The organism is Streptomyces sp. NPDC001381 (assembly GCF_042895685.1).
In the GTDB taxonomy this organism is placed as follows: domain Bacteria; phylum Actinomycetota; class Actinomycetes; order Streptomycetales; family Streptomycetaceae; genus Streptomyces.
Genome location: NZ_JBIAWO010000003.1, coordinates 89,841 through 114,423, shown reverse-complemented (window position 1 = coordinate 114,423; position 24,583 = coordinate 89,841). Strand labels below are relative to the sequence as shown.

Genomic DNA, 24,583 nt, shown 5'->3' with positions numbered 1-24,583 from the left:
CTCATTCCACAACCCGCCAGCTGATCTCGATCTCCGCGTCCGGCTCGGCAGCCGCCAGTTCGGCCAGTTCGGCCTTCAACTCGGCCAGCGCACGGGAGGCCGTGGTCCGGCCCCCGCCCGAGCGGCGTCCCGCACGTCGTCCGCCGTCGGTGCCAGGGTGGGTGGAGGGCACAGGCGGCCGGCTGGCGTCGGTGCTCAGGCTGATCGCGTCGGGCTTGGTGAGAGGTTCGGCCGGCGCGGGCGCGGCGTAGGCCCTACGCGGGTCGGCGGTGGGTGCCTGGCTGCGCTCGATGACGGCGACGATGGCGCGCCGTGCCTCCCGCAGCGCCTCCTTGAGGTCCTTGGTGCGCTGATCGACACGGGCCGCGCCGCGCAACTCCTCCAGCACCGCCTCACCCTGCGGCCCGTAGTTGGGCGCGAGCTTGAGCATGTCCCAGGCCGCGGTGGCCAAGGCAGCCGCGACGGGCTCGGCCTGCTTGATCGACGCACCGTACCGGCTCGTCGGCACGTCACCGAGATCGAAGCCGGCGAAGGCGGAGATGACCTGCTTCGCGGCCGCGGAGCCGCCGCCCGCCCCCTGATCCAGCCCGCGCAGCTCGTCCAGCAGGTCCCGGGCCCGCCGGGCGATCGCCAGTCGGCCGGCCTCGTCGGTGCCGTCCAGACCCAGCAGCGTCGCGTGCTTCTCCAACTGCGCCACCAGATCGGCCGCGTGCGGCTGGTACGTGCGGGCCCGCTCAGTGATCCGCCGGGCGAACTGCCCGACCATCCGGCCCCGGCGCAGCCTGGGCGGCTCCTCGCCGAAGATCTCCCAGTAGCGGCGCCCCGCCTCCTCCCAGACGTGCTCCTCCGGCAGCGGCTGGGAACGCAGCGCGTCCTGCGGCTTGATCGCCGACAGCTCGGGCGAAGGGTCGAGCAGCGCACCGGCCCGTACCCAGACCCGGTCGTCCATCTCCGCGTACGACGCGATGACCAGATGGGCGAGGAACGGCTCCAGACCCATCGGCGAGGGACGGTCGATCCACTCGGTGAGCTGCACGACGCTGAGGTCACCCGGACCGGCCTCGCCGCGCGCCTGGAGGGCGAAGTGCTCCGGCCAGCGAGTGGAGAGCCGGAAGTACGCCTCCTTCTGCTGGCCGAGCCCCAGCGGCGCGGCGATGCGCCGCATGATCGGACGTTCCTTGGCCGGGATCTCGGCCTGCCGGTCACCGGCCTCCGCGGCGGCGCGGATGTGCCCGAACACGGTCCGTGCGTCGGCGAGTTTGACGACGGTACCCGTGCCTTCGGGATCGAAGTCCGGATGCGCGGGGAACTGGTGGGCCAGCAGCTTGCCCGCCACGTGCCGGGCCGCGTCGTGCAGGGACTGCCCGATGGAGACGCGCAGCTCCGGCACGTCGGGCAGCGGCTCCAGGTGCTCGTTGAAGTCCGGGTTGACGTCGCCGGGCTTCTTGGCCGCAAGGCCGTAGGCCTGTTTGAAGGCCGCCTTCACCGTCTTGGTGAGCGTCTCGCGCTGGTCTTCCAGCAGCGCCTTGGCGCGGGCCCGGTTGTCGGCGTTCAGATGCTGCGCGTAGCTGGTGTCGAAGCGCCGCTGGTCGGCGAGGGCGTAGTGGATGACGACCAGCCGCTGGAAGTCCTGGAAGCGGGCAGCGGACAGGTGGGTGGGAATCCACCCCACGGTCCGTGGCCGGTTCCCGGGAAGCCGGCGGAGCTCGGCCATGCGGTTGGCGTCCTCGCGCGGCCCGTACTCGCCCTCGTCGTACGGCAGATCGATGATCATTCGCCACAGCCCGTCCTGGCTGGGCGCGAAGTCGTGGTCCTGCAGGTCGTCGTGGTCGGCGATGTTGCCGAAGATGACCTCCACCGTGCGGTTCGAGCCGCGCCAGACGAACTTCAGCTCGTCCGCGGTGAGCCGTTCCTGGAGGTCGATGCCCAGCTCTTCGGCGAGGAGTCGCTTGGCGAGGGATCGGCGGTTGGCCCGGTTGTTGTTGACGTTGGCGTTGGCGATGACGGAGTCCACGTCCACGCCGGCCAGCTCGAGTCGTACGCCAGGGTTGGCCTTGGTGCCGGTGGGCTTGATCTCCGCGAAGCGTGCCGCCCACTCGTCGACCTTCGACTGGATCGCGCCGACCTCCGCTCCCGGGATGGGGGAGATGACGGAGCCGTGGTTGAGGGACGCGAGCCGCCGGATCGTCAGGTCCCGCAGTGCGGGCACACTGGGCGCCAGTGCGGACAGCAGGAGCGTGCACATCAGCCGGTCGTCGCCCACGAACGCTTTGCACCGCTGGACGAGCCCCTGGTCGGTGACGGTCTCGCGGCGGTGGCGGTAGCGCTCGATGTCCTCCTCGGTGACGTCGTACATCGCGAGGAGGTAGGGCCGCAGCTTGGTGCGGTACAGCTTGTCGGCGGCCTGGAACTCCACCTTCAGACTGTCGACGAACGGCCGGTCGCCGCCGTCGGCGATGACCGGGTAGAGGTCGCCGAGTGGGATGAGCTGCTCCAGCGTCGCGTCGTCGCGATGGTCGGCCAGCAGCTGGCCCATCAGCTTCAGACCGGTGCGGGAGCGCTGCAGCGCGGAGGAGATGTGGACCAGGGTGTCCATGAACGAAGGGGAGAAGGGATACGTCAGCCGGAACGACGCCTCGTCGGCACCGGTCGTCCCCTCGTCGGAGCCCAGCAGCACGTCCCACACCTGCGGACCGACCCGCTTGATCTTCGCGAACGCCGCGTCGAGCTTGGCGGCGGCCTCCGCGTCCTTGGGCCTCAGGAGACGGGCGTGGGCGATCTGCGGGAGGTTGCGGTCCTCCAGCGTGATCTTGTCGAAGCGTCCGGACGCCAGGTTGAGACTGTCCTGGATGGCGGTCTCGGCCGCCCCGGAGACCTCCTGGCCGACCAGCTCCCGCAGGTCGCGCTGCCGTGCGATGAACGACACGATCGGGATGGCGCGGCGAGAGTCCGCGCCCTCCACGAAGTTGGTGATCTTGTCGGCTTCACGGGAGACGAACTTCTGGTCGTGGATGCGGTTGGCGAGCCAGAGGATCAACTCGTCCATGAACAGGATCAGCCCGTCGTACTTCAGCGACTTCGCATGCTCGGCGATGACGGCGAGGCCGGCGTCGAGCGAGATGAAGCCGTGCTCGTCCTCGGCGGCGTTCTTGGCGAAGCCGGGGAACCAGCTGGTGCTCGCGTCGTGCACCAGCTTGGCGCGCAGCTCGGCCGGGGTGGTCGGGTTGACCAGGTTGAGGTTGACCTCGGCGCCGTCCAGTTCCTCGGCGGTGAGGGCGGTGTCGAGGAGTGCCGGGGTCCAGGCGAAGGAGTCGCCCCACTCGTCGTCGGCATCGACGGTGTCCCCGTCGGACGCGGCCCCGGCGAGCCCTTCGATGAACTTGTCGTCGCCCATACGATCCCTCAGCGCGCGGATGTCCGCGAAGAGGGAGTCGGTCCGGTAGACCTGCGGAGTGGGCGCCGTGGGATGCAGTGCCTTGACGTGGCTGACGTACCCGCCGAGCACCCGCTGCTCCAGGGACTTGGCCCCGAGCATGTGGTACGGCACGAGCAGGAACTTCTTCCCGTCGGTGCTCAGCCATTCGTGCTTGGCCAGCACCGGATCGAAATCGGTCCGGGCGCGCACGGCCTCGTCGCCCCGGAGCAGGGCGTGCAGCACGGCCATGAAGTGCGACTTACCGGAACCGAACGAGCCGTGCAGATAGGCGGCCTTCGACGTCTGTCCGTCCAGCGCGGTCTTGATCAGACTCAGCGCCTCGTCGAAGTTCTCGAGAAGGCGCTCGGTGACGACGTAGTCCCGCAGCGCCCGTTCAGCGCCCTCCGGGGTGACGGCCTCGGCCAGCTTCAGAACGAAGTCCGACGTGGAGATGGACGTCTTGATGTCGATGACATCGCGGAGGAGGGGGGCCGTGGCGGCGGTCGGGGCCATCTCTGTCTCGCGTCTCCTGTTTTCCGTGTACTGCGTCTACGTCCACCGGGCAGCGCGGCGCGTCCCCCCGTCGACCGGAACGGCGTGCGATGCCCGCACCGCACGCTGCTCCGGAAGCACCGTCCGCCACGGTTCACCCATGTGGGGACGGTCTCCGATCGTATCGGGCGTCTCTGACATGGGGGAGGGAGCTCACGCAGCGGAAGCCCAGGCCTCCATCAGCTGCTCGGGCCCGTACGTGGCCGCCAGCCCGTCCACCGAGAACCCGGAGCGGGACACCGCGACCAGCGGAGTGTCCTCGTCGGCACCGGGTACGACGAGAGCGTCCCGGGCCAGCGCGGCCAGGGCACGACGGTCGAAGGTGCCGCGCTCGTGCCACTTGATCGAGCCGACGAACCCGATCTCGCGCGCCGGCGACCGGTCCGCCCCCACGAGGTCGACCTCGGGGTTGTTGGTACGGGGCCACCAGCCGCCCACTTCTCTCACCCGCGGCCACGTGTCGTCGGGCAGCAGTCGGGCCAGGGACTCCCGTACGACGGGTTCGATCGCCCGTCCGCGCCACGAGGTCCAACCGCGTTCGACCGCCTCGACCACGATCCGGCTGCGCCCGCGCTCGATCTCCGGGATCCCCTGCTCCAGGAAGGCGAGCCAGAAACGGAGGTAGGGGTCGGCGACGCGGTAGCGGCGGTCGCGGTCTCCGGGGTGGGTGGAGAGAGGGGTGTCGACGGCGATGAGCCGCTTGTCCGCGAGGGTGCGCAGGGCCGGGTTGAGCGAGCCGGGCGGGAGCGGTCGGTCGGCGGCCCCGGCTTTCGCGGCGATGGTCCCGAAGGTCCTCTCACCGCTGCCGATCACGGAGAGCACGTGCCTGGCCTGGAGGGCGGTCGGGAACTCGGCGGCCAGTGCCCGCTCCGCCGATACGAGGAGGGGGGAGGTGGGGTCGTCGAGGGCGCGGGAGAGGAAGTCGGTGCGGCTCTCGCCTTCATGCCACTCCTGGCAGATGAGGGGCAGGCCGCCGGTGATCAGGTGGGCGTCGAAGGCGTCGGCGGCGGGGAGCCCGGTCATGGCCATGACTTCGGAGGGGGAGAGGGGCGCGAGGACCATCTCGACCCCTCGCTGATGGAAGGGACGGCCGTAGGCGGAGAGCTGCTCCATCATGGCGAGATCGCTGCCGATGAGGATGAGCAGTACCGGCTTCCGGCTCAGCACACGGTCCCAGACGGTCTGCAGGGTGCCTTCCAGGACCGGGTCGCCTTCGAGCATCCACGGCAGCTCGTCGAGTACGACGATGCTGGGAGCGTCGTCCGGGAGTACGGCTGCGAGCTGGCGCAGGGCGGTGTCCCACTCGGCGACGGTCGTGACGCCGGCGAGGAGGGCGGTGTCGGGCAGCGAGGAGTGCCGGACCTCGGCGAGGAAGCGGGCCCGTTCCCTTTGGGCGTCTTCGCCTCGGGTTGCCTGGTGGACGACGTAGGGCACCTGGGCGCGCTCACAGAAGAGGTCGACGAGCCGCGACTTCCCGACGCGACGTCGGCCGCGGAGGAGCAGGGCACGGCCGCGCTGGTCGCCTCGGCCGTCGCGCACCCAGGCGAGGTGGCGGTTCAGGGTGGCCAGCTCGGATGTGCGGCCTACGAAGCCTGGCATGGGTCACCTTTCGAGTTTGCTCGTGTTGAACATACTCAAGTGAACCATAGTATGGAGAATCCGAGTATTGAGCTGATAGCTGTGAGTGAGGGGTGTGTGTCGGAAGGCAGTGAAGGGTCGACTGGCCTTGAGGTGGTTGGGTTCAGCTCAGGTGGGAGACGAATGTGCGCCAAACGTTGGGGGTGAAGGTGATCACGGGCCCGGCGGGGCGCTTGCTGTCGCGGACGGGGATGAGGGTGGGGATGTTGTCGGCGACTTCGACGCACTCGCCTTGTCCGCCGCTGTAGCTGCTGACGCGCCATATCGCTTCCGCGAGGACGGGCGAGGGGAGGTGGTGCTGGCTCATGGTGTGTGCTCCTTGGCGATGCGGCGGATCAGCCTGAGCGATTCCGTTGGTGGCAGCGCCGACGTACGAGCGTCGTCGAAGAGTTCGCGGTAGTGGGCCACCTCGGACTCCTGCTCCATCCAGATGTTGCCGATCGGGGTCTCTGTCAGGACGAGGTCCAGCGCTGACACCCGCGGGAAGCTCAGCAGTAGGTATGGGCCGAACATACCTGAGTGCGCACCGCGCGAGAACGGCAGTACCTGGACGGTGATGTTGGGTCGTTCAGCCATGGTCGCCAGGTGTTCAAGCTGTTCGCGCATCACGGTGGGCCCCCCAACTTGCTGGCGGAGAACGCCTTCGGCGAGCACGGCCCAGAGCTCCAACGGCGCCTCGCCGACGAGCCGTTCCTGCCGGGCGATCCGCACTTGCACGAACTGGTCGATCTCTTCCGCTGTCTTCCATGCGCGAGAGGCCACCGTGACCGCCCGTCCATATGCCGGTGTTTGGAGGAGCCCTGGGATCAGCTGAGCCTGGAACGTCTTGATGCCGTCGCAGATGTTCTCCATCTCGATGTAGTCCCGGTACGTGTCAGCGAGGACGTCACCGTACTGATGCCACCAGCCTTCGCGGCGGCGCCGGTTGGCTCTGCGGGCGAGGGAGCCGAGGCGTTCGCGTGTCTCTGTGTCCTCCACTCCATACGTCTGCATGAGGGCGACCAGGTCTGGGGTGCGCACGGGCACATGCCCGTTCTCGATGCGGCTGATCTTCCCCTTGGTGCAGTCGAGCGCATCAGCTGCTTGCGTGGTGGTCAGGCCTGCGGCTTCACGCAAGCGCCTCAGCTCATCGCCCAGTTGGCGCCCAAGCACGGTGGATGGTTTGACATTTGGCATACGTAACTCCCTACCAGGGCTGTTGCCGAGCTGCCCGCAGGTTACTCGAAAGGGTGAATTGAAGTCTGGCTCTCCCTTCAACGTTGCGCCGTATCGACGTTTCGCGGCACTCTCGTCGTGGCGGGAGTCGGAACTTCCCTCGGCTCACGGGGACTTGATCATCAGCTATCGACCCTCAGGGAGTGTCATGACAGAGAGCGTGGGCTCGAACGAAGTCACGTTCCGGCTGTCCCGTTGCCGTCGAAGTGTGCCGAGATCGAGGGCGGCGTTACATGCAGTGCTCGGCGACTGGGGCGTAGCCCAAGATGTCCTGGACTCGGCGGAGTTGGTGCTCTCAGAGCTGGTGACCAACGCGCTGCGTGTACGCGTGCCGAGCGATCGGCAGGTGGGCGTACGAATCGCGCGATCCCTGGAGGACGGGCTGCTGCGGCTGGAAGTCAGCGACGCGGGCGCAGGCAGGCCTGAAGTGCAGGCGCCTGGTGGCGACGAGACGGGCGGGCGCGGGCTGTTGCTCGTGGAGGCGTTGGCTCACCGCTGGGGAGTCGAGGAGCGCACGGGCGGGATCGGGAAGACCGTGTGGGCAGAGCTGAAAGCGCCGGACATCGTGGCTGAACCCGCCGGGCGGGAGGTCGCGGCTGTCATGGTGCGGCCTGGCCAGCTAGTGCGAGTGTGGGGTGAGTGGCGCACTGTCCGTACGGTGCGCACTGAGTCGTACGCGGCTGGTGGACTCGCCGTTGTGCTCGGGCTGGACGAGGGCCCGGCGCTACGGGTACACGCGGCTGAACCGTTGACCGTGCGGGACAGTGGCGTGCCCTCCATGCGGGAGAGAGGGGAGGGCACGCCGGGCTGATCAGCCCTTGGTCGGCTTCCCGGGACGCCACGCGCGCAGGTCGTCGTCGGTTAGACCGTGTTCACCCTGCTTGGTCGCCCGGTAGCCCGCGAAGAAGGCTGCGGGGGAGCCGCCGTACAGGGGGTCGAACTCGTCGTGCCACTGGGTGAGCCAGGGCTGAAGTTCGAGGAGGCCGGCGAGCAGCGGGGTCATCTGCTCGTCGGACAGCTCGTCGTGGTTCGTGAAGTACGTGCTGAGGGCCTGGGCCTGCTCACGGTGGTCCCAGCCCGCCCAGCCGAACAGGTCCGGGGTGCCGGAGATCGCCCCGGTGGCGTAGGAGATGAACCGCTCCTTCGGCACGTCCAGCTTCCCGCGGGCGCGCCAGTAGGACGGCTTGAGGAAGTCGGCCGAGGTGTACTTCGGCGGTACGGGGATGGAGTTCCGGATCCTCCGCTTGGAGGGCTCGTCCGGGGCGGCGTCTTCCTGACGCTGGAGATCCCAGACGTGCTCCCAGTCGGCGCGCTTCTTCAGGCCGGTGGGCTTGTATCGCATGGCGGCGAGGAAGGGGACGTGCTCGTTGGCGAGGAGATCCGCGACGACGGTCGCCAACTCCTTGCGGGGGGCGTATAGCTCAGCGACGGAGACGAAGTCCTCGTCGAGGGAGAGGGCGGAGGTGAGTTGAGCACGGGTGAGGATGGTCGGCTGGCCATCCTGGAACCAGAGTTCGCGGTTCTCGATGCGGTCGAGAAGCCACGAGCGCAGGGCCTTCTCTTGGAGCGCGTCCCAACCCTCGGTCGCCCAGCGACGCTTGTACTCGGGGCGCTCAATCATGCCGATGGCGCGGGACGACTCGATGACGTCGATGCGCTTCTGGACCGTGGTCTTGTACGCGTCCGACCAGTGGTCGGGGAGCGTGGTGATGGGGGTGGACTCGTGCCGCTTGAACCACTCGTCGGATGCCTCACCCTTCTCGACCCGCCGAGCAAGCACGATCTCGAAGGTCCGCTCACCGAGAGCGAGTTCCGGGACCTCAGACTCGGGAGCGCGAAGATCTTCGAAGTGAAGATTATAGAGGGAATAGACCTGCCAGTCGAGCTCTTCCTGAAGGGCGATCATCTGAGCGCGGATGGAGTGCCACTTGTCGCGAGCTTCACGGAGGCCGGAAGCGCTGGGTGTGTGTTTCTTGAAAACGGTTGAGGGTGTGGTGGCGGCAAGTTGCTGAGCAAGGTTATCGAGGGTGATGGCGACGGGCGTGGGATAGTGGGAAGGTAGGGGGAACTGGTGAAGTTTGGTGCCCGTGAACTCGTAGAACTGTTCCCAGAGTTCGGTCTTGATCCCGGATTGGTGACCTTCGGTCCCCTTGCTGTGGCTCACCATCTTGAGCCAGAAACAGGCGGTGGAGCTATTCAGTAGCCCGAGGAGCTCTAGGTAATCTTCTTCGCCTGCGCTCTCAGGCAACTTGATAAGAGGGGCAGACTGCTTGAATACCTTTCCGCCCCGGTCAAGTGCAAAATGATTGTGAGTTGCAACGAACCCAAAGGTGATCGAATGTGACGTTTTCAGTTTCTCGCGGTATAGTTCTCCGTATTCGTACCACGTGATCGTCGGGATCGTCTCGATGAATTTACCGAAACGCTTGCGGCGTTGTAGAATACGCCGGTTAGGCCACATCACTCGCATGGTTGCTGAGAGTGAATCGCTGTGCATGGCCTTGAGCTGGGAATCGTACGGCCAAATGCTGGCAATTTCAGGTGCGATGGAATAATCGCGGACTGTGTCCCCAGTGACCATGGGAATTGTCTGTTCAATCCGCTGACGTCGGGCGGATGACGCACTGGGGAAGAAAAATGCGTCATCCTCGGCGGTGATCCCGCCGAACCCGATGTCCAAAGCCAGCGATTGGCGCAGGCGCATCGCCTTGTGCTCTTCGATCTGCTCCACCAGCTCAAGGCCGCCGGCTGTCAGAACCCAGGGCTGCTTATCAAAGTACCGCTTGCGCTCAAGATCGTCCACTGATACCCACGAGCTCAATGAACCTGGCTGGTCGATCTGGTTGACGATCGCCGTCCAGACCAGGCCATCCGCCGGGTTGGCGGGGGCTGATGGCTCGCCTTGAATGCTGCGGACGGTGCGAATCGTATCCGTGCGGCCGCTGCCAGACCGTCGCCGCCCCACAAGGATCACGGTCGGGGTACCGTGTCCTGGGATGAAAGCGCCGGAGGTGTCGATCACCTCGGTAAGTTCGATCTTGTGCGCGAAGTATTCCTCAATCAGCTTCACTCCGAACTCTCTCTTCATGAAGGAGTTTGCAGTGATCTGGCCGACCATGCCATATCCCCGGCCATCAGGCTCTCCAACCTTCGCAAGTTGGAAGAAGCGCTCAGCAAAGGGGACAGACAAGGCGTACTTGCCGGAGCAGGATGCGTACAGCTCTCGATACAGGGAGTTGAGGTTCTTATCCTTCACTGTGATGTAAGGGGGATTCCCCACCACCACGTCATATCGTCCCTGCTCCAGAATCCCCGGATGCTCGTGCAAGTCTTCCGTTGCATACGAGAAATCTGCCAATGGATCTCCGGACTGTTCGCTGCCTAGAGTCAATTCAAGCTGCCGAGCCTTGATCAGCGAGTCGCCCACCGCCAGATGAATAGGCCAGTCGAACCGCCCCGCCTCCGCCAGCGTCCGCACCCCCGACACTGCCATCGCCGCCACCAACAACCGGAACCGCGCGATAGCCACCGCAAACGGATTAATGTCCACGCCGTGCACGGAGTTCAAAGCATCCCGCACCCGCTCATGCACATCCCGCCCAGGCTCCCGCTCCGCCCAAAGCCGCACCATCCTCCGGAACGCACCCAGCACGAAGTGCCCCGACCCACACGTAGGGTCGATCATCTTCAGCTCGCCGAACCGCCCGCCCAGCTCCCGTACCACCGGATTCATCGTCCGGTCGAGGATGAACTCCTCCACGAACTCCGGGGTCTGAAGCAGCGCATACGTCTTCCGGGCCGCCTCCGACAGATCCTGGTACAGGTCACCCAGGAACCGCGTGTCCCACCCCTTCGTCCCGTCCTCGTTCAGCGGGTCGGTGAAGTCGTGGACCAGCTTGTCGTCCTCCCGCCGCTCCCGCCAGAACTCCACCAGCGCCCGCGCCCCGTCGTGCGAGACCGGGACCTGATACAGCGGGTTGCGCCGCTTGTCGAACAGCAGCTTGCCGGCCTGCCCGGAGCCCAGCTCCGCGAACGCCCGCTCCAGCCAGCCTCGGTACGTCGGGTCCTGCTCCTCCTCGACGTACTGCCTGTACCGAGCCTCTGCCAGATCCCGCCGCTCGGCGTCCGGGCCCGTGAGGTACGGCTCCGGGATCAGCCGGTTGTCCTCGCAGAAGCGCACGAACACCGTGCCCAGAACCCACGCCACCGCGACCTGCGTTACCCGCTCGTCCAGCCACGCGCCCCAAGTCGCCCCCGTACGACCGAGCTTGAACGCCTGGTCGTACTCAGCCCGCAGCCTCCCAGCGACGGCCTCCGCCGCCCGTACCAGCTCGGCACGCTCCTCCGGCAGCTCAGCCAGCCGCTCCTCCAGCCAGTCCTCCCACTTGGGGCTCCCCTTGGGATCGGCCTTCTGCAGCTTCCCGTACTCCGTGCGCAGCGGTTTCAGGACGGTTTCGCCGTCCCGGACCTGCTGGCCGAGGTCGACCTCGACCGCCTTCACCTGCTTGATCAGGTCCGTCAGCAGTGCCTTGGACTTGCGGTCGATCACCTGGTCACGTCTCCTGTCGTCGTCCCCACCCACACGCGAACCGCTCCGAGTACGGCACGCGCGCTCAGCGCATCATCCCCGTGGCCCGCCGACCCCGGCCTTCTCCGGCTTCGCACGGTGCGCGTTCTGCACCCAGGACTCATTCAGCATGATCCACTCACCGAGCCCCGACTGATACGGCACCGCCACCGTCCCCAGCCGCGGCGGCCGGGCCGGGTCACTCTGCGGGCACAGCAGCCACAGCGCGCGGCCACCACCCCGCGAGCGCTCCGCCAGCCGCTCCAGTACGCCCATCGCGTCGTACCGGGCGAAGACCCCGGCGTCCGTCAGTAGCAACGGAGCAGCCGACCCGCCTCCGCCGCCGTTCCTAGAACCCGTGCCTCCCGGCACCAGCAGCTCCCCGATCCGAGGCTCCACCAGTCCCCACGCCGTCCCCGCGTACTCGGCGAACTTCATCGCACCCGGCGTCCCGGCCTTCGCCACATCCGCACGCAGGATCGTCTCCCACGTGGGCTTGGGCCGAGGGTCGACCAGCTCGTGCAGCGCCCGCACGAACAACTCGGCCACCGACACCACCACGGCCCCGCCCGCGAAGTCGTCGCGCCCAAGTTCGTCGATCGCATCCCGCGCCCACTCCGTCGGCACGGTCAGTACGCGGAAGCCGTCCCGCCGTGCCGAGGCCTTCAGCCGGTCCTCGGCCGTGCCCGCCGCCGCGAGCTCCGGGTCGTCGGAGTAGCGGTGCGCGGAGACGGTGCCCGTCGGCTGTCGCCGCGCGTCCGACGACAGATACGCAGACACTCCGTCCGGACTGCTCGGCAGATAGCGCAGCGTCCCCGTGCTCTTGCGCGTCGACAGCACCAGGTCGAAGCCGGCCTCACGCAGAGCCCTCGTCAGCGGGCCGCCCGTGGGCAGCGCATGGCCACCCCGCTCGTTCAGCAGCTCCGGGAAGCGGGCCCGTACCCGCTCGTGGACGTCCTCCCCCGTCAGGCCCGGCTGCTCGGCCTCCGCCATCCCCGGGATGAGCGGTACCAGGCCGGCCTGGGTGAGGCGCAGCGCGCGCACCAGCGGCAGCTTGCGCGGATAGATCTCCAGGCGGGGCGTCGCGGCGGCATGGCGGGAGGCGGCCACCGCGATCTCCACCATGCGCCGGTCGTCCCACTGCACCGCCGCACTCGGCGGGGGTACGGCACCCAGCTCGGCCACCACGGTCGCCGCGGTCGGCAGGGTGTCGAGTTCCGACATGGTGTCGGCGATACGGCCGAGTCGCTGGGCGTAGTGGAGCAGGCCCGGCGCGGACGGCGTGTCCGGCGCGTCGTCCGCGCCCACCTCCAGCGCCAGCAGCCCCGCGCCCATGCTCTCGTCGGCCGCGTCGCGGTTCGGGGCGTGCTGGAACTCGGCCTCGTCCGGCACGAGTTGCTCCACCTCCACCACGGCCCGAACGGCGGCCAGCGCCAGCGCCCGGCGCTGCTCGCGCTCCTGTAGCTGGGTGCCGCGCCGCACGGTCAGCGCGTCCGCGATCTCCGCTGCCGATGCGACCCGGCCCAGGTCGTGCAGGAGGTCCAGGACCTCGGCGCGCAGCGCCCGTACCGCCGGGTGCTTCTTCCAGCGGGTCCGCTGGTTCTTCAGCATCTGAGGGATGCGGCCCCGCGACAGCCCGAGCGCGTGCGCGACCTCCGTCTGCGTCGGCCAGACCCCGACCTCCGACGGCAGGACGCCGTGCTCGTTGGGTAGGCGCAGCAGCAGCCGTACCATCTCGCACTCGTTGTGGTTCGAGCCGTCCTTGCGCAGCGGCGGTACGAACACCGTGGCGAGGGTGTCGAGGCTGACGCTGCGCAGCGCGCGCTCCGGCAGCGAACCCGCACCGGCGCCGCCGCTCGCCGCCACCGCGTCGGCCGCCGCGGCCTCGGCGGCCGACAGCTCCTCCTTCGCGGCCTTGCGACCCTCGGGAGTGAGCGGCGCGGCGGGCTTCTCCGCGAGCTTGAGCCGCCACTGCTTGATGCGGCGCAACACCTCCTTGCGGGTCTTGGCGCCGAGGCCGGGGGCGTTGACGAGCTGGCGCTGGCTGTAGTCGAGCAACTCACCGACCGTGTTGACGCCGAGGCCGTACACGAACGACTCCGCGGCCGGGCTCAGACCGGACGACGAGACGAGTGTGTCCCGGTCGACGCGCTCCGCCAGCCGTTCGCGCTGCTGCTCGGCGCTCTCCTCCTCGGCCTCCGGGATGGCGGCGTCCGGGGCGGGCTGCGCCGCCTCGCCCTGCGCGGGCGGTGCCGCGTGCCGTGACGGGCGGCGGGACGAGGGCTTCGCCTCGTCCATGGCGAGGAAGATCTTCTTCCAGGCGTCCCGCATCGGCTTGAGGTCGGGGAAGCGGTGGGAGGCGTCCCGGTGCAGTGCCCTCTGGAAGAACGCGACCAGGCCGTCCCGTACCGCCGGGTCGAAGGCGTCGGCGGCAATCCTCGGGTACGGCTCCTTCTCCGGGTCGGTCTGCCGCGGCGAGACCTTGCCGTCGCCCCACACCGGGAGCTCTCGGGACGCCATCTCGTGCAGGGTGACGGCCAGGGCATAGCGCTCGGCGTGGGCGTCGTAGACCGAGCGGTCGGTGAGCGTGCCGATGAACGGGTCGAGGTAGCCGTCCGTGCCCGCCGCGGTCTCGTTCACCGGGTAGCCCGCGAGCGAGAAGTCGATCAGCACGAGTTCGCGGGTGCGGTTCGGTCGGATGCGGATCGCGATGTTGTCCGGCTTGATGTCGCGGTGCCACACGCCCTCGCCCTCGAGGAAGTCCACCGCGCCGAAGAGGTAGTCGCCGTACGCCTCGAGCTGGTCCACGGACAGGCGGCCGAACTCGCGCAGCTGCCGGGCGACCGTCTCCTCCCGGCGTCGGCGCTTCGTACCCGGTGCGGACGGCTCGCCGCTCTCCTCGCGCTCGTCGCCGACGTACTCCATGACCAGGACCGTGCGCGGGCCGATGCGCTGCGGCTCCGGCTCGACCAGGCGGATCACGCGGGAGTCGGGGCGGAGCCGGCCCAGCACCTCGGCCTCGCGGCGCAGCACCTCGCCGCGGCTGTCCGACGTCGCGACCTTCAGCACCGCCAGGGACTTCGAGAAGCGCACATCCGGGCCGGCGGTCAGGTCCCGCACCAGGAACGCGCGGCTCGTCGAACCCGTACCGAGGCGGCGCCTGACCTCCCAGCGGCCTGCCAGCACGTCGCCGGCGACCGCGTCCAGGGGGTCCTTCTCGGGTTCGGCCGGGCGCGGGGCCTCGGCCGTCGGAGGTTCGGTCAGGTCCGCCTCGACGACCTCCAGCATCTCCAGGAAGTCGTCCACCGACGACAGCCGGGCGGAGACGTCGTAGGCGGTGGCCGCCTGCACCAGCTCGTCGATGTACGGGGAGAGGCCGTCCACCACGGAGCTGGGGCGCAGGCCCTCGCCCGCCTCGTACCGGGCCACCAGTTCGGCCTGGCTGGCGGCCGGCGGCCTGCCGGTGGCCAGCAGATAGGTGAGCACTCCGAGTCCGTACACGTCCAGGGCGACCGGATCGGGCCTGAGCGCGGTCAGCTCCGGGGCCAGATAAGGGTCCGCGCCCTCGGCGAGATGCGCGCCCGCGCGCGAGAAGGTCGTGGGGGCGAACCGCTCGCCGTTGCCGGTCACGCCGTGCTCGGAGCTGCGCTGGACGGCGACCTGCCAGTCGGAGATCTGCAGGTGCGGGCTGGACCAGGCGCCGGTCTCGCTCTCGGAGTCGCTCCGGCGGCCACGGCCGCGCGGGATGACGTGGACCGCGCGGGCCGCCAGGGTGCGGTGGAAGATCCGTCGGCCGTGCGCCGAGCGCACCGTCTCGGCGAGCTGCCGTACCAGCGCCATCCGGCTGAGGATGTCCAGCTTCTCGCCGTACTGGATCAGGTACTCGTCCAGACGCAGCGTCCGCGGATCGAAGTCGAAGATCAGCGCGGGGCCCGCCGAGTGCCCGGACGGGTCGTACTGCTTGAGCTGGACGACACCAGGGTGCCGGAAGTAGCGCAGCACCGCGGCCTCGCGGCGCGCCGCGCGCTCCACGGATGCCCGCAGCTCGGCGTCGGAGCCGCGCTCGCGCAGATAGACACGGACGCGGGCGGCCTCCGGCAGCTCACTGTGCTGGGCCAGATAGTCGGCCCAGGTCGGGCCCGAGTCGAACGCCTTGCGGCTCAGCAGGTACGGGCCGACCTTGTACTCGGCGTCGCTGCGCGCGATGCCGATGCGCTCCAGGGCCGCCTTGATCCGGCGCGACCGCGCGGCGTCGATCCGGCGGTACTCGTCCTTCGGCGGCTCCTTCAGCATCTCGGTGAGCCGGTGCACCGTGAAGACGCCGTTGCGGTCGTGGGCGGGCAGCCGGTTGCGCAGCGAGGAGTCGGTGAAGCAGACGGCCTCCGAGACCCACACCTTCTCGCCGTTCTGCTGGAGCAGCGCGGCCAGCTCCTTGGCCTTTTTGTTGGCCAGGTGCAGCGGATTGCCGTGGGGGATCTGCCGGCCGCTGGGCTGGGTCTGCAGCCAGGTGCCGTTGCGGGACTCGACGGAGCCGTGCCAGTCCTTCAGCTCGATCAGGTGCACGCCGCCCGGGGCGATGACCAGCAGGTCCACTTCCCGGACGTGGCCGGTGTGGGCGGTGAAGGTGAAGTTCGACCAGGCCCGCCACGGGTCGTTGTCCGGGAGCTTCTCGCGGATGGCCTCCAGGCCCCGGTGTTCATGCTGGAACTCGGAGTCGGTGACCGCAGTCCACCGGCCGTCCCGCATGTGCCATCCCCGCTTCGCTGTTGTTCTTGCCGATCGCTGCTGCTCAGGCTGTAAAAAGCCCCGCACCGATCGTAGCGGGGCGGGGAACTGGGACGAAGGGGCATGGGTGGGGTGACTGTCAGAGCTCCCAGCTTGGGAGTGGATTCACCAAATCAACTTCGAGCTTTGGAAGTGGCATTTTAATGTCGAGTGAATCACCAAACCGACTGCTGGAGCTTTACCAAACCGACTGCTGCAGTGCGCTACTGTGGTGTGTAGGTCGACAGGGGGGTGTTGCACCTCGCCTGTTTGTTGTGCTTTGTAGGCATGCGTGGTGAAGGGAGAGCACGGGTGGGTGGGACGCGCGGCATGAAGGTGACGCTCGCGATAGCGGTGGCGATGATCTCTGCGCTGCTGGTCGCCTTCTGGCGCCTGGCGCGCACAGGCAACCTGGATCAGGCCGTCATGACCGGCGGGGGCGTGTTCGTAGCGGTGTTCACCATGGCCTTCATGGTCATGACCTATCTGAGCGGCGACTGAGCCGGGCCAGGCATGATGGGCGCACCAGAAGCCGGTCGTCCGGCCGAACGCGTGCGCAGACGGGAGACAAGGTGGAGCGAGCGTCGAAGGGGATGTCACTGGGGAGGGTGCTGGATGCCCTGCGCGGGGCACTGGCACCTCAGGACGCTCTACTCCTCGTCATGGCAGTGATCCTGCTGCGCCACGAGGCAGATTCGGACCGCGACGATGGGCGAGGCGATTACACGCTGGCCTGCGAAGGCTGGCGTGAGCTTTCACGTGGAGGTCTCCGACACGACGGGGGGCACGGCCTGGCTCGCGCGCTCCATCGTGGACTAAGCGCGCGGGAGAGGGAATTTCCGGTGCTGCTGGACCTGCCGAATCTGGATGGATTGCGAGGTCACCAAGTAGCGCCCTTGATCGACTGGGTGGCCGCAGCGCCCGACCTGACAGAGATCTTCGAAGCCTGTCTGGACCGTACGCAGACGACAAGCAAGGGCGGCGACTACTACACGCCGTCGGATGTCGCTCGCCTTCTGGCCGGTGTGATGGAGCCTAGGGAGGGCGACGCCGTCTATGACCCTGTCTGTGGTTCCGGCGGCCTCCTCCTGCGGGCTCGCGAGTACCTCGAAGCGAGCGGTGGCCATGCCGATGAGCTGGCGTTGTACGGCCAGGACGCGAGTCGGATCGCGCTGCAGACCGCTGCGATGAACGTCTCCGTACATGGGGCTGCAGCACACCTGGAGGGCCCGGAATCCACATGGGTCAACGATCGGTTCCGGGACCATACCTTTGACGTGGTTGTCGCCAACCCGCCTTTCAACCAGTCCGGTTGGGACGAGGATGGCTACCTCCGCCACAGCCTTCCTTGGCCGTACGGGGTCCCGCCGGCCGGAAACGCCAACTTCGCCTGGGCACAACATGTCGTGAAAAAGATGAGGCCGACGGGGCGGGGTGCACTCCTGCTGCCCACAGGCGCTGCCACCACGGCGAAGGCCGGCGAAGGCCGGATCCGCGCCCGTCTGGTCGATGACGACGTCCTGAGTTGTGTGGTCGAACTGCCTGCCGGCCTGATTCCACATGTGCGCAACCCGGTGAGTCTGTGGCTCTTCACCAAGAGCAAAAAACCTCGCGACAACTGGGGGCGCAGTGACCGGTCGGGACAGTTCCTGCTGATCGACGCTAGTGACACCGCCGCGAGCGTGACGCGCGGACGGCGAGTCATGCCGGAGGCAGCGACGAAGCGCATCACCAAGACCTTCGCTGCCTGGAGGGGAGCGCGGGGCAGCCAGCCGTACGAGGACGTACCCGCCTGGTGTACATCGGTCTCCCGGGACAAGATCGCGGCGAAGGAGTACGACGTACTGCCCTCCCATCATGTTGCCGCGCCGGCTGTTGAATCCGTGCCCGTAGATGCCCACGAGCGTGCTGCCGACCTGACCGACGAACTGCTCGGGCTGTTCGAGACGTCTCGCCGCCTCGAAGCCGAGTTGCGTGACCTGCTGGGGCAGCTGTGACGCAGGAGAGCCTGGAGAGCGAACTGCAGCGACTGCCCAGGGATTGGGGCGTGGGACGGCTGGGTGATCTGCCAACCGTACAGGTCATTGGGTATGGCATCACTCGCCCCGGGGCGCACACCGATGACGGTGTGCCCATGATTAGGGCTGCCGACATCCAGGACGGACGACTGCGCAGCGACGAACCGAGGCGGATCGCCTCCTGGGTGCACGAAACCAACCTACGCAGCCAACTGGAGGTTGGCGACGTCGTTGTGGTCTTGGTCGGCCGCGTGGGTGAAGCGGCAGTCGTCAGCGGAGATTTCCGTCACTGGAACGCGTCTCGGACCGTCGCCATCATCCGAGCGAGCGAGCCCGACGAGGCGGCCTGGCTGAGTCTGTGGCTCGGATCGCAGGCGGTGCGAGACTGGTGCGAGCGGCAGGCCACTGGTTCCACGCTGCAACGCACGCTCAGTCTGGCGGCGCTGCGAAGCCTCCCTGTGCCGACGCCGCCACCAGGGCCGAGGGCCGCCCTGCTGCGGGCGACGCGGCTTCTGGCGGCGAAGACAGCGACGAACGTGCGTATCGCCGAGTGCGCCACGGAGTTGAGCGATGCGCTATTCGCATGCGAGGCGCGTAACAGCGAGTCCTGGCCGGAACAGCCCATCGCAGGCCTGGTTCACCTCACAGCCGGGATCGCACCACGCCCGCGCCCGGACGACGACGGAACGCATACCGAGGGCGGTACCGCTTTCGTTGCTCCTGCGGACATCCTGCAGAGCGACCTGCCCCACCTGTACAGCACCGAGCGGCGGCTGCCCAAGGGCAAGGAGTGTCGCGTGTGTGCCCCGGGCTCCCTTCTTATCGCCTCCAGGGAAGACGGCGTGCGCGCCGTGATGAACCAGGTACCTGTCGCCATCGGGCGCGGCGTACTGGTGCTGGGGCTCGACTCGTCCTCCGATGCGCACTGGTTGCTGCACGAGATCCGCTCACGCGGAGCCGAACTCGCGGCCGCCGCACATGGATCCGCAGGACGTGAACTCAGCCGTAGCGCTTTCGGAGCCATCACGGTTCGGTGGCCCCCGAGTGACGTGCGTGAGCGCTTCGCCCGGCTCGTCGAACACCTCCATGAACGGGCGCGCATCGCGCAAGTGGAGGACGACAAACTGCGCGACCTGCGAGGGCGGATCCTTGACAGCTTCCTGACCGGAGCCTTTCCCGGGAAGTCAGCTTCCTGACCGGGGCCGACGTCGGGCCCCACGAGGAGCCATGAGGTGAGACCAGCTTGAAGCGGGGCGAGGAACCGGTGAACTTCCTCAGTGCGGCTATTACCAAAAGGCCTTACCGCAGGCCCTTGTTCGTATGAAAATCTGATCACCATGGCGAATGAGCATGGTGGCCGCCTGATCTTCGGGACTGGCGCGGCAACGGATAAAAGGGACAGTACGGACCCTGCCAGGGAAGCCGAAGCCTTGGTGCAGTGGCTGCTGCAGCCCAGGGGCGGGCCGCAGCTTCGCGGGCCTCAGAACTTCGACCGCTCGATACGGAAGGGCATCCGGCTCTCGGAGTACGAGCACGTCCTGGGCGAGCATGCGGAGCAACTCAACGAAACCTTTCCCGACGGAGTGGCCCGGCTCTGGGGAGCGACGCCCGTCAAGAAGGAAACCCACCCCAAAGGCACCGCACTGCGGGGGCAGAAGGTCGGCGACGAGGTGCTGTTCTACGCCGAGAAGTCGTTCATCGCCAAAGCCCGCGTGCTCGGGCTGCTCCGCAATCCCGAGTTGGCCAGGGCGATCTGGGGAGAGCTCGAGGACGGGCGGACCTGGGAACACATCATGGCGCTCGGCGACATCTCCGAGTTCAGGATCCCGGCGGCTCCGATCCTGAGCGCATTGAAACTGCACAAGGAGGTGCGCTACCTCACGCTGGTGCGGGCCGCGGAGCGGCGGCGTCAGCTGGGGCTGCTGAACGAACTGCTGAGCGGGCAGGAACCGGTCGGAGGCTCAGCCTCAGGCGGTGATCGGCCTGCATCCCCGACGAAGATGGGACGCGAGGAGCTCCTACGTGCCCTCGGCACCTTGGATGCCGATGCCCCGGGGGAAGGCTATACACGCTACGAATCACTCACGCTGTTGTGGGCCATCGGCCGCCTGGTCTCGGAGCAGAGCCGACTTGTGCCCCCGGACGTCTTTAGCCGTGAGGTCGGGCCCCTCCTGCTGGATTTCGGAGATCGCAACGCTGGGGTGACGCCTGAAATTGCCTTCCGACACATGGAAAGGAGCCGAGCGTGGGAGATCGAAGGCATAGCGGATGAAGGGGTAGGCCGAGCGTCGGCGGAAGACATCGCCAAGCCCGGAGCCGCAGCCGGACTGACGCCCGAGGCGGCGAAACTCCTGCAGCAGCCGCTCACCCGTGCCGAAGCGATCGGTCTGCTGTGCACCTCTTATCTCCCGGACGTCGACCAGGACGCGCTGCTGACACGCGTCGGTCTCGCCGGCTACGCGAGCGCCAGTGGAGCGGTGGGTTCCGATATTGAGGACGAAGGCAGCGGTGATGAGTCCTCCGGAGGTGGACGACGTCGTCGTGTGAACTCAACACGCGCTGAGCGGGATCCACGTCTGGTCGAGAAGATCAAGTTGCTGTATCAGCAGAAGTGCCAGGTTTGTGGTCTTCAGTTGGAGACGCGGTTCAGCCACTACAGCGAGGCAGCGCACATCCAAGGGCTTGGAGCCCCGCACGAAGGACCGGACAAAATATCCAATTTGCTATGCCTTTGCCCCAATCATCACGTCCAGTTCGACAAGCTGTTCCTCTTCATCGATGAGGACTGGAACGTGCGACGAAGCCGCGATGGGGAACTGATCGGCACTCTGATACGCCATCCCGAGCATGCCATCGATGAAGAGTGCATCGAGTACCACAGAGGGCTGTGCGGCCACGGCCGCTACAGCCACGACTCGGACTGACTCTTCGAACTGAAGAGGTGGCCCGGGGGCATGGAGGGCTCCCGAACGGCGACGTGCGGATCCGGCGTTCGGAGTACGAGCGCTGGCTCACGGAGCTGGAGGACGCTGCGTGAGCACCGAGAACGACACCTCGGCCGAGCGCCCCCGCAGGTCCGCCCGGCTGGGCTACTCCTTCGACGTCAAGCTGTGGAAGGTGTCCCAGACCGGTCGCAAGTCCCGCCCATGGCGGCTCCGGTGGGTGGTCGCCGGACAGGTGCACAGCGCCACGTTCACCACGGCCGCGCTCGCGGAGAGCCGGCCGTCAGAGTTGTGGCAGGCGATGAACCGGCGCGGTGAGGCGTTCGAGATCGCATCGGGTCTGCCGGAGTCCGAGGTACGAGCGGCGGAGGAAGCGGTCGAAGCGTGCGCAGGCCGAACCGCCGTTGCGGTGGTTCGAGTTCTGCCGGCAGTACGTGGCCGGGCGGTGGCGTACGAGCGCGGCCAAGAGCCGGGAGGGCGTAGCGGACGGGCTCGCCGCCGTGACCCTCGCCATGGTCAAGCGTGGGAAGGACACTCCCTCAGATGAGCACCTACGGCTGGCGTTCCGGTGGGGGATCGTGCCCGCGAACGACGAGGAGGACCCGCCGGCCGAACTCAAGACCGCGTACGACTCGCTCACCACGGAGGACCGGCCGGTCGTCGACATACTCAACACCGACGTCTTCGAAGACGTGCTTTACCGCCTCAGCTACAAGCTGGACGGTATTTCCGTGGCGGGCGACACCTACAAGCGGCGCCGCCGCGCTCTGAACACCGCCCTCGAACACGCTGTGGTGGTCGGGGTGCTCCCGGAGAACCCGCTACAGCGCGTCCGCCGGAGACACGTCGGCTCCAACGAGGTCGTGGATCGGCGTGTCCTCGTGAACGCCACGCAGGCCCGGCAGCTGCTCGCTGCCGTCTCATACATCGGGTCGTGGAATCGCTGCCGCGGGCGGCGCCTGGTGGCCTTCTACGCGGTCCTGTACTACGGGGGGCTCCGGCCGGCCGAAGCGGTAGGACTCCGATGGTCGGACTGTCACCTGCCGGAGACGGGTTGGGGAGCGCTGACGCTGCGGGAGACTCGTCCCGTCTCTGGCAAGCAGTGGACCGACTCTGGTGAGCGACACGACCGCCGGGGTCTGAAGGCACGGGCGGCCACCACCGACCGACCGGTCCCGATCCCGCCCGTCCTCGTCGCGATCCTTCAGAGCCACCTGAAGGCGTTCGGGACGGCGAAGGAGGGGCGGGTTTTCGGCAACGAGCGTGGAGGAGTGGTCGGCTCATCCACGTACTGGCGGGTGTGGGAGGAAGCGCGGATCTACGCACTCCCTCCGGAACGTGTCGCCTCGCCATTGGCCGGGCGCCCGTACGACCTGCGGCACGCGTGCATCACCCGGTGGCTAAACGCTGGGGTGCCCATCGCTGAGGTCGCCCGGCGAGTAGGCAACTCCCCGGAGGTGATCCACCGCCGGTACCACGGGTGCATCGACGGTCATGAAGAAGCCGCCAACGCCAAGATATCGAAATCTCTGGAGGACGGCGGCGACACGGCATAACACTGAATCGCCCTTCCAGTGGGCGGCCTGGAGCTCCACTGGCCGCCCACTTCACCGGAGTCGGATCCGCTGACGTGCGGCCTCAGGCGGCCTCAGCGGTCGACGCCCGATCGAGCCCTCCCATTGCGGCCGGAGACAGAAGCCGAAAGGGTCGCTCCGAAGGTCTAGCAATAGGAGCGCTTCAGCACTCCAAATGGTGCGCTTGTAGCGCCAGCGATCGAGGAGGCCCCATGAATCCCACTTCCGAAGCCAGGGTTCCCCGTAGCCTCTGGGGATACTTGGATCGTCAAGTAAAACCTGCGATGGAGGACCTATATGCGTACGGAAGGGAGTCCTTCAACGTATTGGTGTTGGATCTTGAAATCGAATTTAAGGATCCAGATGCGGCGAACGTCGGGCGCCTGCTGGACTACCTCGACTTCATGTTTCGATGGGCTGAATCGATTACTGAGACGCTAGCGCGAATCTGTCTGATGGCACCGCAGTCGGCTGGGCGGACGTCAGGACGGGGGACATCACGGTGTTGAACGCTGAGTATCGCGACGACGTGATCGCCGTGCTGACACACCACTTACGGAACAACCCCGAGCCGGTTCTGCCGCAGAGGGGACCCGAGTCTGAAGCGCGCCCGAAGCTGCCGCCTTTGACGCCGGCCGACGACCTGGCCGCCAACCGTCCCGGTGAGGCCCTTCGCGACCTGCTCGATAATTCCGGCCCAGGTCTGATCGAGCGAGTCGTGTCACAGTTCCTGCGGCGCCGCACAGAGTGGGACTCTTGGCGGAAGGGATTGGCGGGGGAGAGGAGAGTCGGAGCCGAGCTGAACCGCTTGGCGCACCACGGCTGGCGGGTCCTGCACTCCATCCCCCTGGCCGACAAGGTGGATGTCGATCACTTGCTGATCGGGCCCGGCGGCGTGTTCAGCATCAATACAAAGCACCACCACAAAAAGGCCGTATGGGTCGGCGACGATTCCGTGAAGGTCGATCACGGAAAACCGGTGCCCTACGCACGCAAGAGTCGGGCGGAGGCCAAGCGAGTGGTCCAAGTGCTTGAGCGCTATTGCGGCTTTCCCGTACCTGTGGAGCCAGTGCTCGTCTTCGTCGGCGTGACTGATCTAAAAGTGGTCGCCACACAGCTCAGCGTGCGCGTGTACCAGGAGCGTCAGTTAGCGGCACTGGCGCCGCTCTCGGGGGTGCTGACAGCTGAGCAGGTTGAGCGGGTGTACGGCGTCGCTCGCCATCGCCAGGCTTGGAGTCTGGCCTGAGTCGGTGCGTCTCAGCGAGCTGCGGGCTTTCCCTGCGGGGCCTGTGGGTGGTTTCCAGGGTGTGACCGTCGTCGGGGCGGGGTGCCCTGTCAGTGCCGTCTCTTACGCTCCGCTCTTGAACAAGCAGTTCGAGTGGAGAGGGGACGTGGATGGGTGGCAACGCATGGACGCACACGGGCCCGTATCAGCGTGATCTGGCGGCCGCGTTCCGGCAGGAGCAGGAAAAGGAACTGGCGCGGGACAACCACGGCTTCGAGGGACGGTCCGTCGAGCAACTCTGGCGCGACCCGGAGTGGCATGAGTACATCTTCACCGGCGGCACGGGCTCCGTGTTGGACTTCCCTCTCATGATCGAGGCCGCGGACACCGATGACGGTCCGTTCATGCGGCCGCTGACCGATGACGAGGTGCGAGCGTGGGCTCCTCACGGCCGGCCCACCTACGAGGAGTGGGACGCCGCGCTCGACTCCGAGCAGTTGGACTTCCCAGGCCGCGCCCGGGGGAACTGCACAGTGCTCTACCGCGACGGTAGGCCCGCGCAGATCGCCTACTGGGGGGTCACCGCCGACTAGGGGAGTCGGTACCGCCTTGCGCTGTGGCCCCACACCTGTCCCGGGTCCGGGCCACATCGCTTTGCGGGCTCACCTGGGAG

At 67.5% G+C, this 24,583-nt stretch carries 14 protein-coding genes; 8 read left to right on the top strand and 6 right to left on the bottom strand.

Annotated elements, in window-relative coordinates; translation table 11 throughout:
- Nucleotide 1 precedes the first annotated feature (1 nt).
- From ACFY2L_RS14125 to ACFY2L_RS14110, 4 genes are all read right to left on the bottom strand, one after another.
- Entirely contained in the window at nt 2-3,928 is a 3,927-nt protein-coding gene (locus tag ACFY2L_RS14125; protein ID WP_390822455.1) for a phage resistance protein, read from the bottom strand.
- 192 nt (nt 3,929-4,120) lie between these two features.
- Nucleotides 4,121-5,566, bottom strand: a complete 1,446-nt coding sequence (locus ACFY2L_RS14120; RefSeq protein WP_390822454.1) for an ATP-binding protein — start codon at nt 5,564-5,566, stop codon at nt 4,121-4,123.
- A 142-nt stretch (nt 5,567-5,708) separates the two neighbouring features.
- Entirely contained in the window at nt 5,709-5,912 is a 204-nt protein-coding gene (locus tag ACFY2L_RS14115) for a DUF397 domain-containing protein (RefSeq protein WP_390822453.1), read from the bottom strand.
- Entirely contained in the window at nt 5,909-6,781 is an 873-nt protein-coding gene (locus tag ACFY2L_RS14110; protein ID WP_359812873.1) for a helix-turn-helix transcriptional regulator, read from the bottom strand. Before ACFY2L_RS14110 ends, ACFY2L_RS14115 begins: the two co-directional genes overlap by 4 nt.
- A gap of 187 nt (nt 6,782-6,968) precedes the next feature.
- Between ACFY2L_RS14110 and ACFY2L_RS14105 the strand changes: the two genes are divergently transcribed.
- The gene (locus tag ACFY2L_RS14105; protein ID WP_390822452.1) at nt 6,969-7,631 is read left to right on the top strand and encodes an ATP-binding protein; all 663 of its coding nucleotides are present in this window, start codon (nt 6,969-6,971) and stop codon (nt 7,629-7,631) included.
- Here ACFY2L_RS14105 and pglX read toward each other — a convergent pair whose 3' ends face one another.
- Entirely contained in the window at nt 7,632-11,369 is a 3,738-nt protein-coding gene (gene pglX / locus ACFY2L_RS14100) for a BREX-2 system adenine-specific DNA-methyltransferase PglX (RefSeq protein WP_390822451.1), read from the bottom strand.
- 72 nt (nt 11,370-11,441) lie between these two features.
- Nucleotides 11,442-16,133, bottom strand: a complete 4,692-nt coding sequence (gene pglW, locus ACFY2L_RS14095; RefSeq protein WP_390822450.1) for a BREX system serine/threonine kinase PglW — start codon at nt 16,131-16,133, stop codon at nt 11,442-11,444.
- Nucleotides 16,134-16,481: 348 nt separating this feature from the next.
- Between pglW and ACFY2L_RS14090 the strand changes: the two genes are divergently transcribed.
- The 7 genes from ACFY2L_RS14090 (at nt 16,482) to ACFY2L_RS14060 (ending at nt 24,503) form a co-directional block, all read left to right on the top strand.
- On the top strand, nt 16,482-16,652 hold the full coding sequence (locus tag ACFY2L_RS14090; RefSeq protein WP_316783763.1) for a hypothetical protein: 171 nt from the start codon (nt 16,482-16,484) through the stop codon (nt 16,650-16,652).
- A gap of 161 nt (nt 16,653-16,813) precedes the next feature.
- The gene (locus tag ACFY2L_RS14085; protein WP_390822449.1) at nt 16,814-18,148 is read left to right on the top strand and encodes an N-6 DNA methylase; all 1,335 of its coding nucleotides are present in this window, start codon (nt 16,814-16,816) and stop codon (nt 18,146-18,148) included.
- Nucleotides 18,145-19,365, top strand: a complete 1,221-nt coding sequence (locus ACFY2L_RS14080) for a hypothetical protein (protein WP_390822448.1) — start codon at nt 18,145-18,147, stop codon at nt 19,363-19,365. Before ACFY2L_RS14085 ends, ACFY2L_RS14080 begins: the two co-directional genes overlap by 4 nt.
- Nucleotides 19,366-19,506: 141 nt before the next feature.
- Nucleotides 19,507-21,093 carry an HNH endonuclease gene (locus ACFY2L_RS14075; RefSeq protein ID WP_390822447.1) on the top strand — a complete coding sequence of 529 codons (1,587 nt, stop codon included), beginning with the start codon at nt 19,507-19,509 and terminating at the stop codon, nt 21,091-21,093.
- Nucleotides 21,094-21,611: 518 nt separating this feature from the next.
- The gene (locus ACFY2L_RS14070; RefSeq protein WP_390822446.1) at nt 21,612-22,667 is read left to right on the top strand and encodes a tyrosine-type recombinase/integrase; all 1,056 of its coding nucleotides are present in this window, start codon (nt 21,612-21,614) and stop codon (nt 22,665-22,667) included.
- Nucleotides 22,668-23,133: 466 nt separating this feature from the next.
- Nucleotides 23,134-23,931 (top strand): nuclease-related domain-containing protein, encoded by a 798-nt coding sequence (locus tag ACFY2L_RS14065; protein ID WP_390822810.1) that lies wholly within the window; start codon nt 23,134-23,136, stop codon nt 23,929-23,931.
- Nucleotides 23,932-24,080: 149 nt separating this feature from the next.
- Nucleotides 24,081-24,503: a hypothetical protein gene (locus ACFY2L_RS14060; RefSeq protein ID WP_390822445.1), complete on the top strand. Its 423-nt coding sequence runs from the start codon at nt 24,081-24,083 to the stop codon at nt 24,501-24,503.
- The last annotated feature ends 80 nt before the right edge of the window (nt 24,504-24,583 follow it).

Bases quoted from the DNA above. Each gene is read 5' to 3' on its own strand.
- ACFY2L_RS14105 (WP_390822452.1), top strand. From the start codon at position 6,969: ATGACAGAGAGCGTGGGCTCGAACGAAGTCACGTTCCGGCTGTCCCGT.
- ACFY2L_RS14075 (WP_390822447.1), top strand. From the start codon at position 19,507: ATGGCGAATGAGCATGGTGGCCGCCTGATCTTCGGGACTGGCGCGGCA.
- ACFY2L_RS14085 (WP_390822449.1), top strand. From the start codon at position 16,814: ATGGCAGTGATCCTGCTGCGCCACGAGGCAGATTCGGACCGCGACGAT.
- ACFY2L_RS14120 (WP_390822454.1), bottom strand. From the start codon at position 5,566: ATGCCAGGCTTCGTAGGCCGCACATCCGAGCTGGCCACCCTGAACCGC.
- ACFY2L_RS14115 (WP_390822453.1), bottom strand. From the start codon at position 5,912: ATGAGCCAGCACCACCTCCCCTCGCCCGTCCTCGCGGAAGCGATATGG.
- ACFY2L_RS14060 (WP_390822445.1), top strand. From the start codon at position 24,081: ATGGGTGGCAACGCATGGACGCACACGGGCCCGTATCAGCGTGATCTG.
- ACFY2L_RS14090 (WP_316783763.1), top strand. From the start codon at position 16,482: ATGAAGGTGACGCTCGCGATAGCGGTGGCGATGATCTCTGCGCTGCTG.
- pglW (WP_390822450.1), bottom strand. From the start codon at position 16,133: ATGCGGGACGGCCGGTGGACTGCGGTCACCGACTCCGAGTTCCAGCAT.
- ACFY2L_RS14125 (WP_390822455.1), bottom strand. From the start codon at position 3,928: ATGGCCCCGACCGCCGCCACGGCCCCCCTCCTCCGCGATGTCATCGAC.
- ACFY2L_RS14110 (WP_359812873.1), bottom strand. From the start codon at position 6,781: ATGCCAAATGTCAAACCATCCACCGTGCTTGGGCGCCAACTGGGCGAT.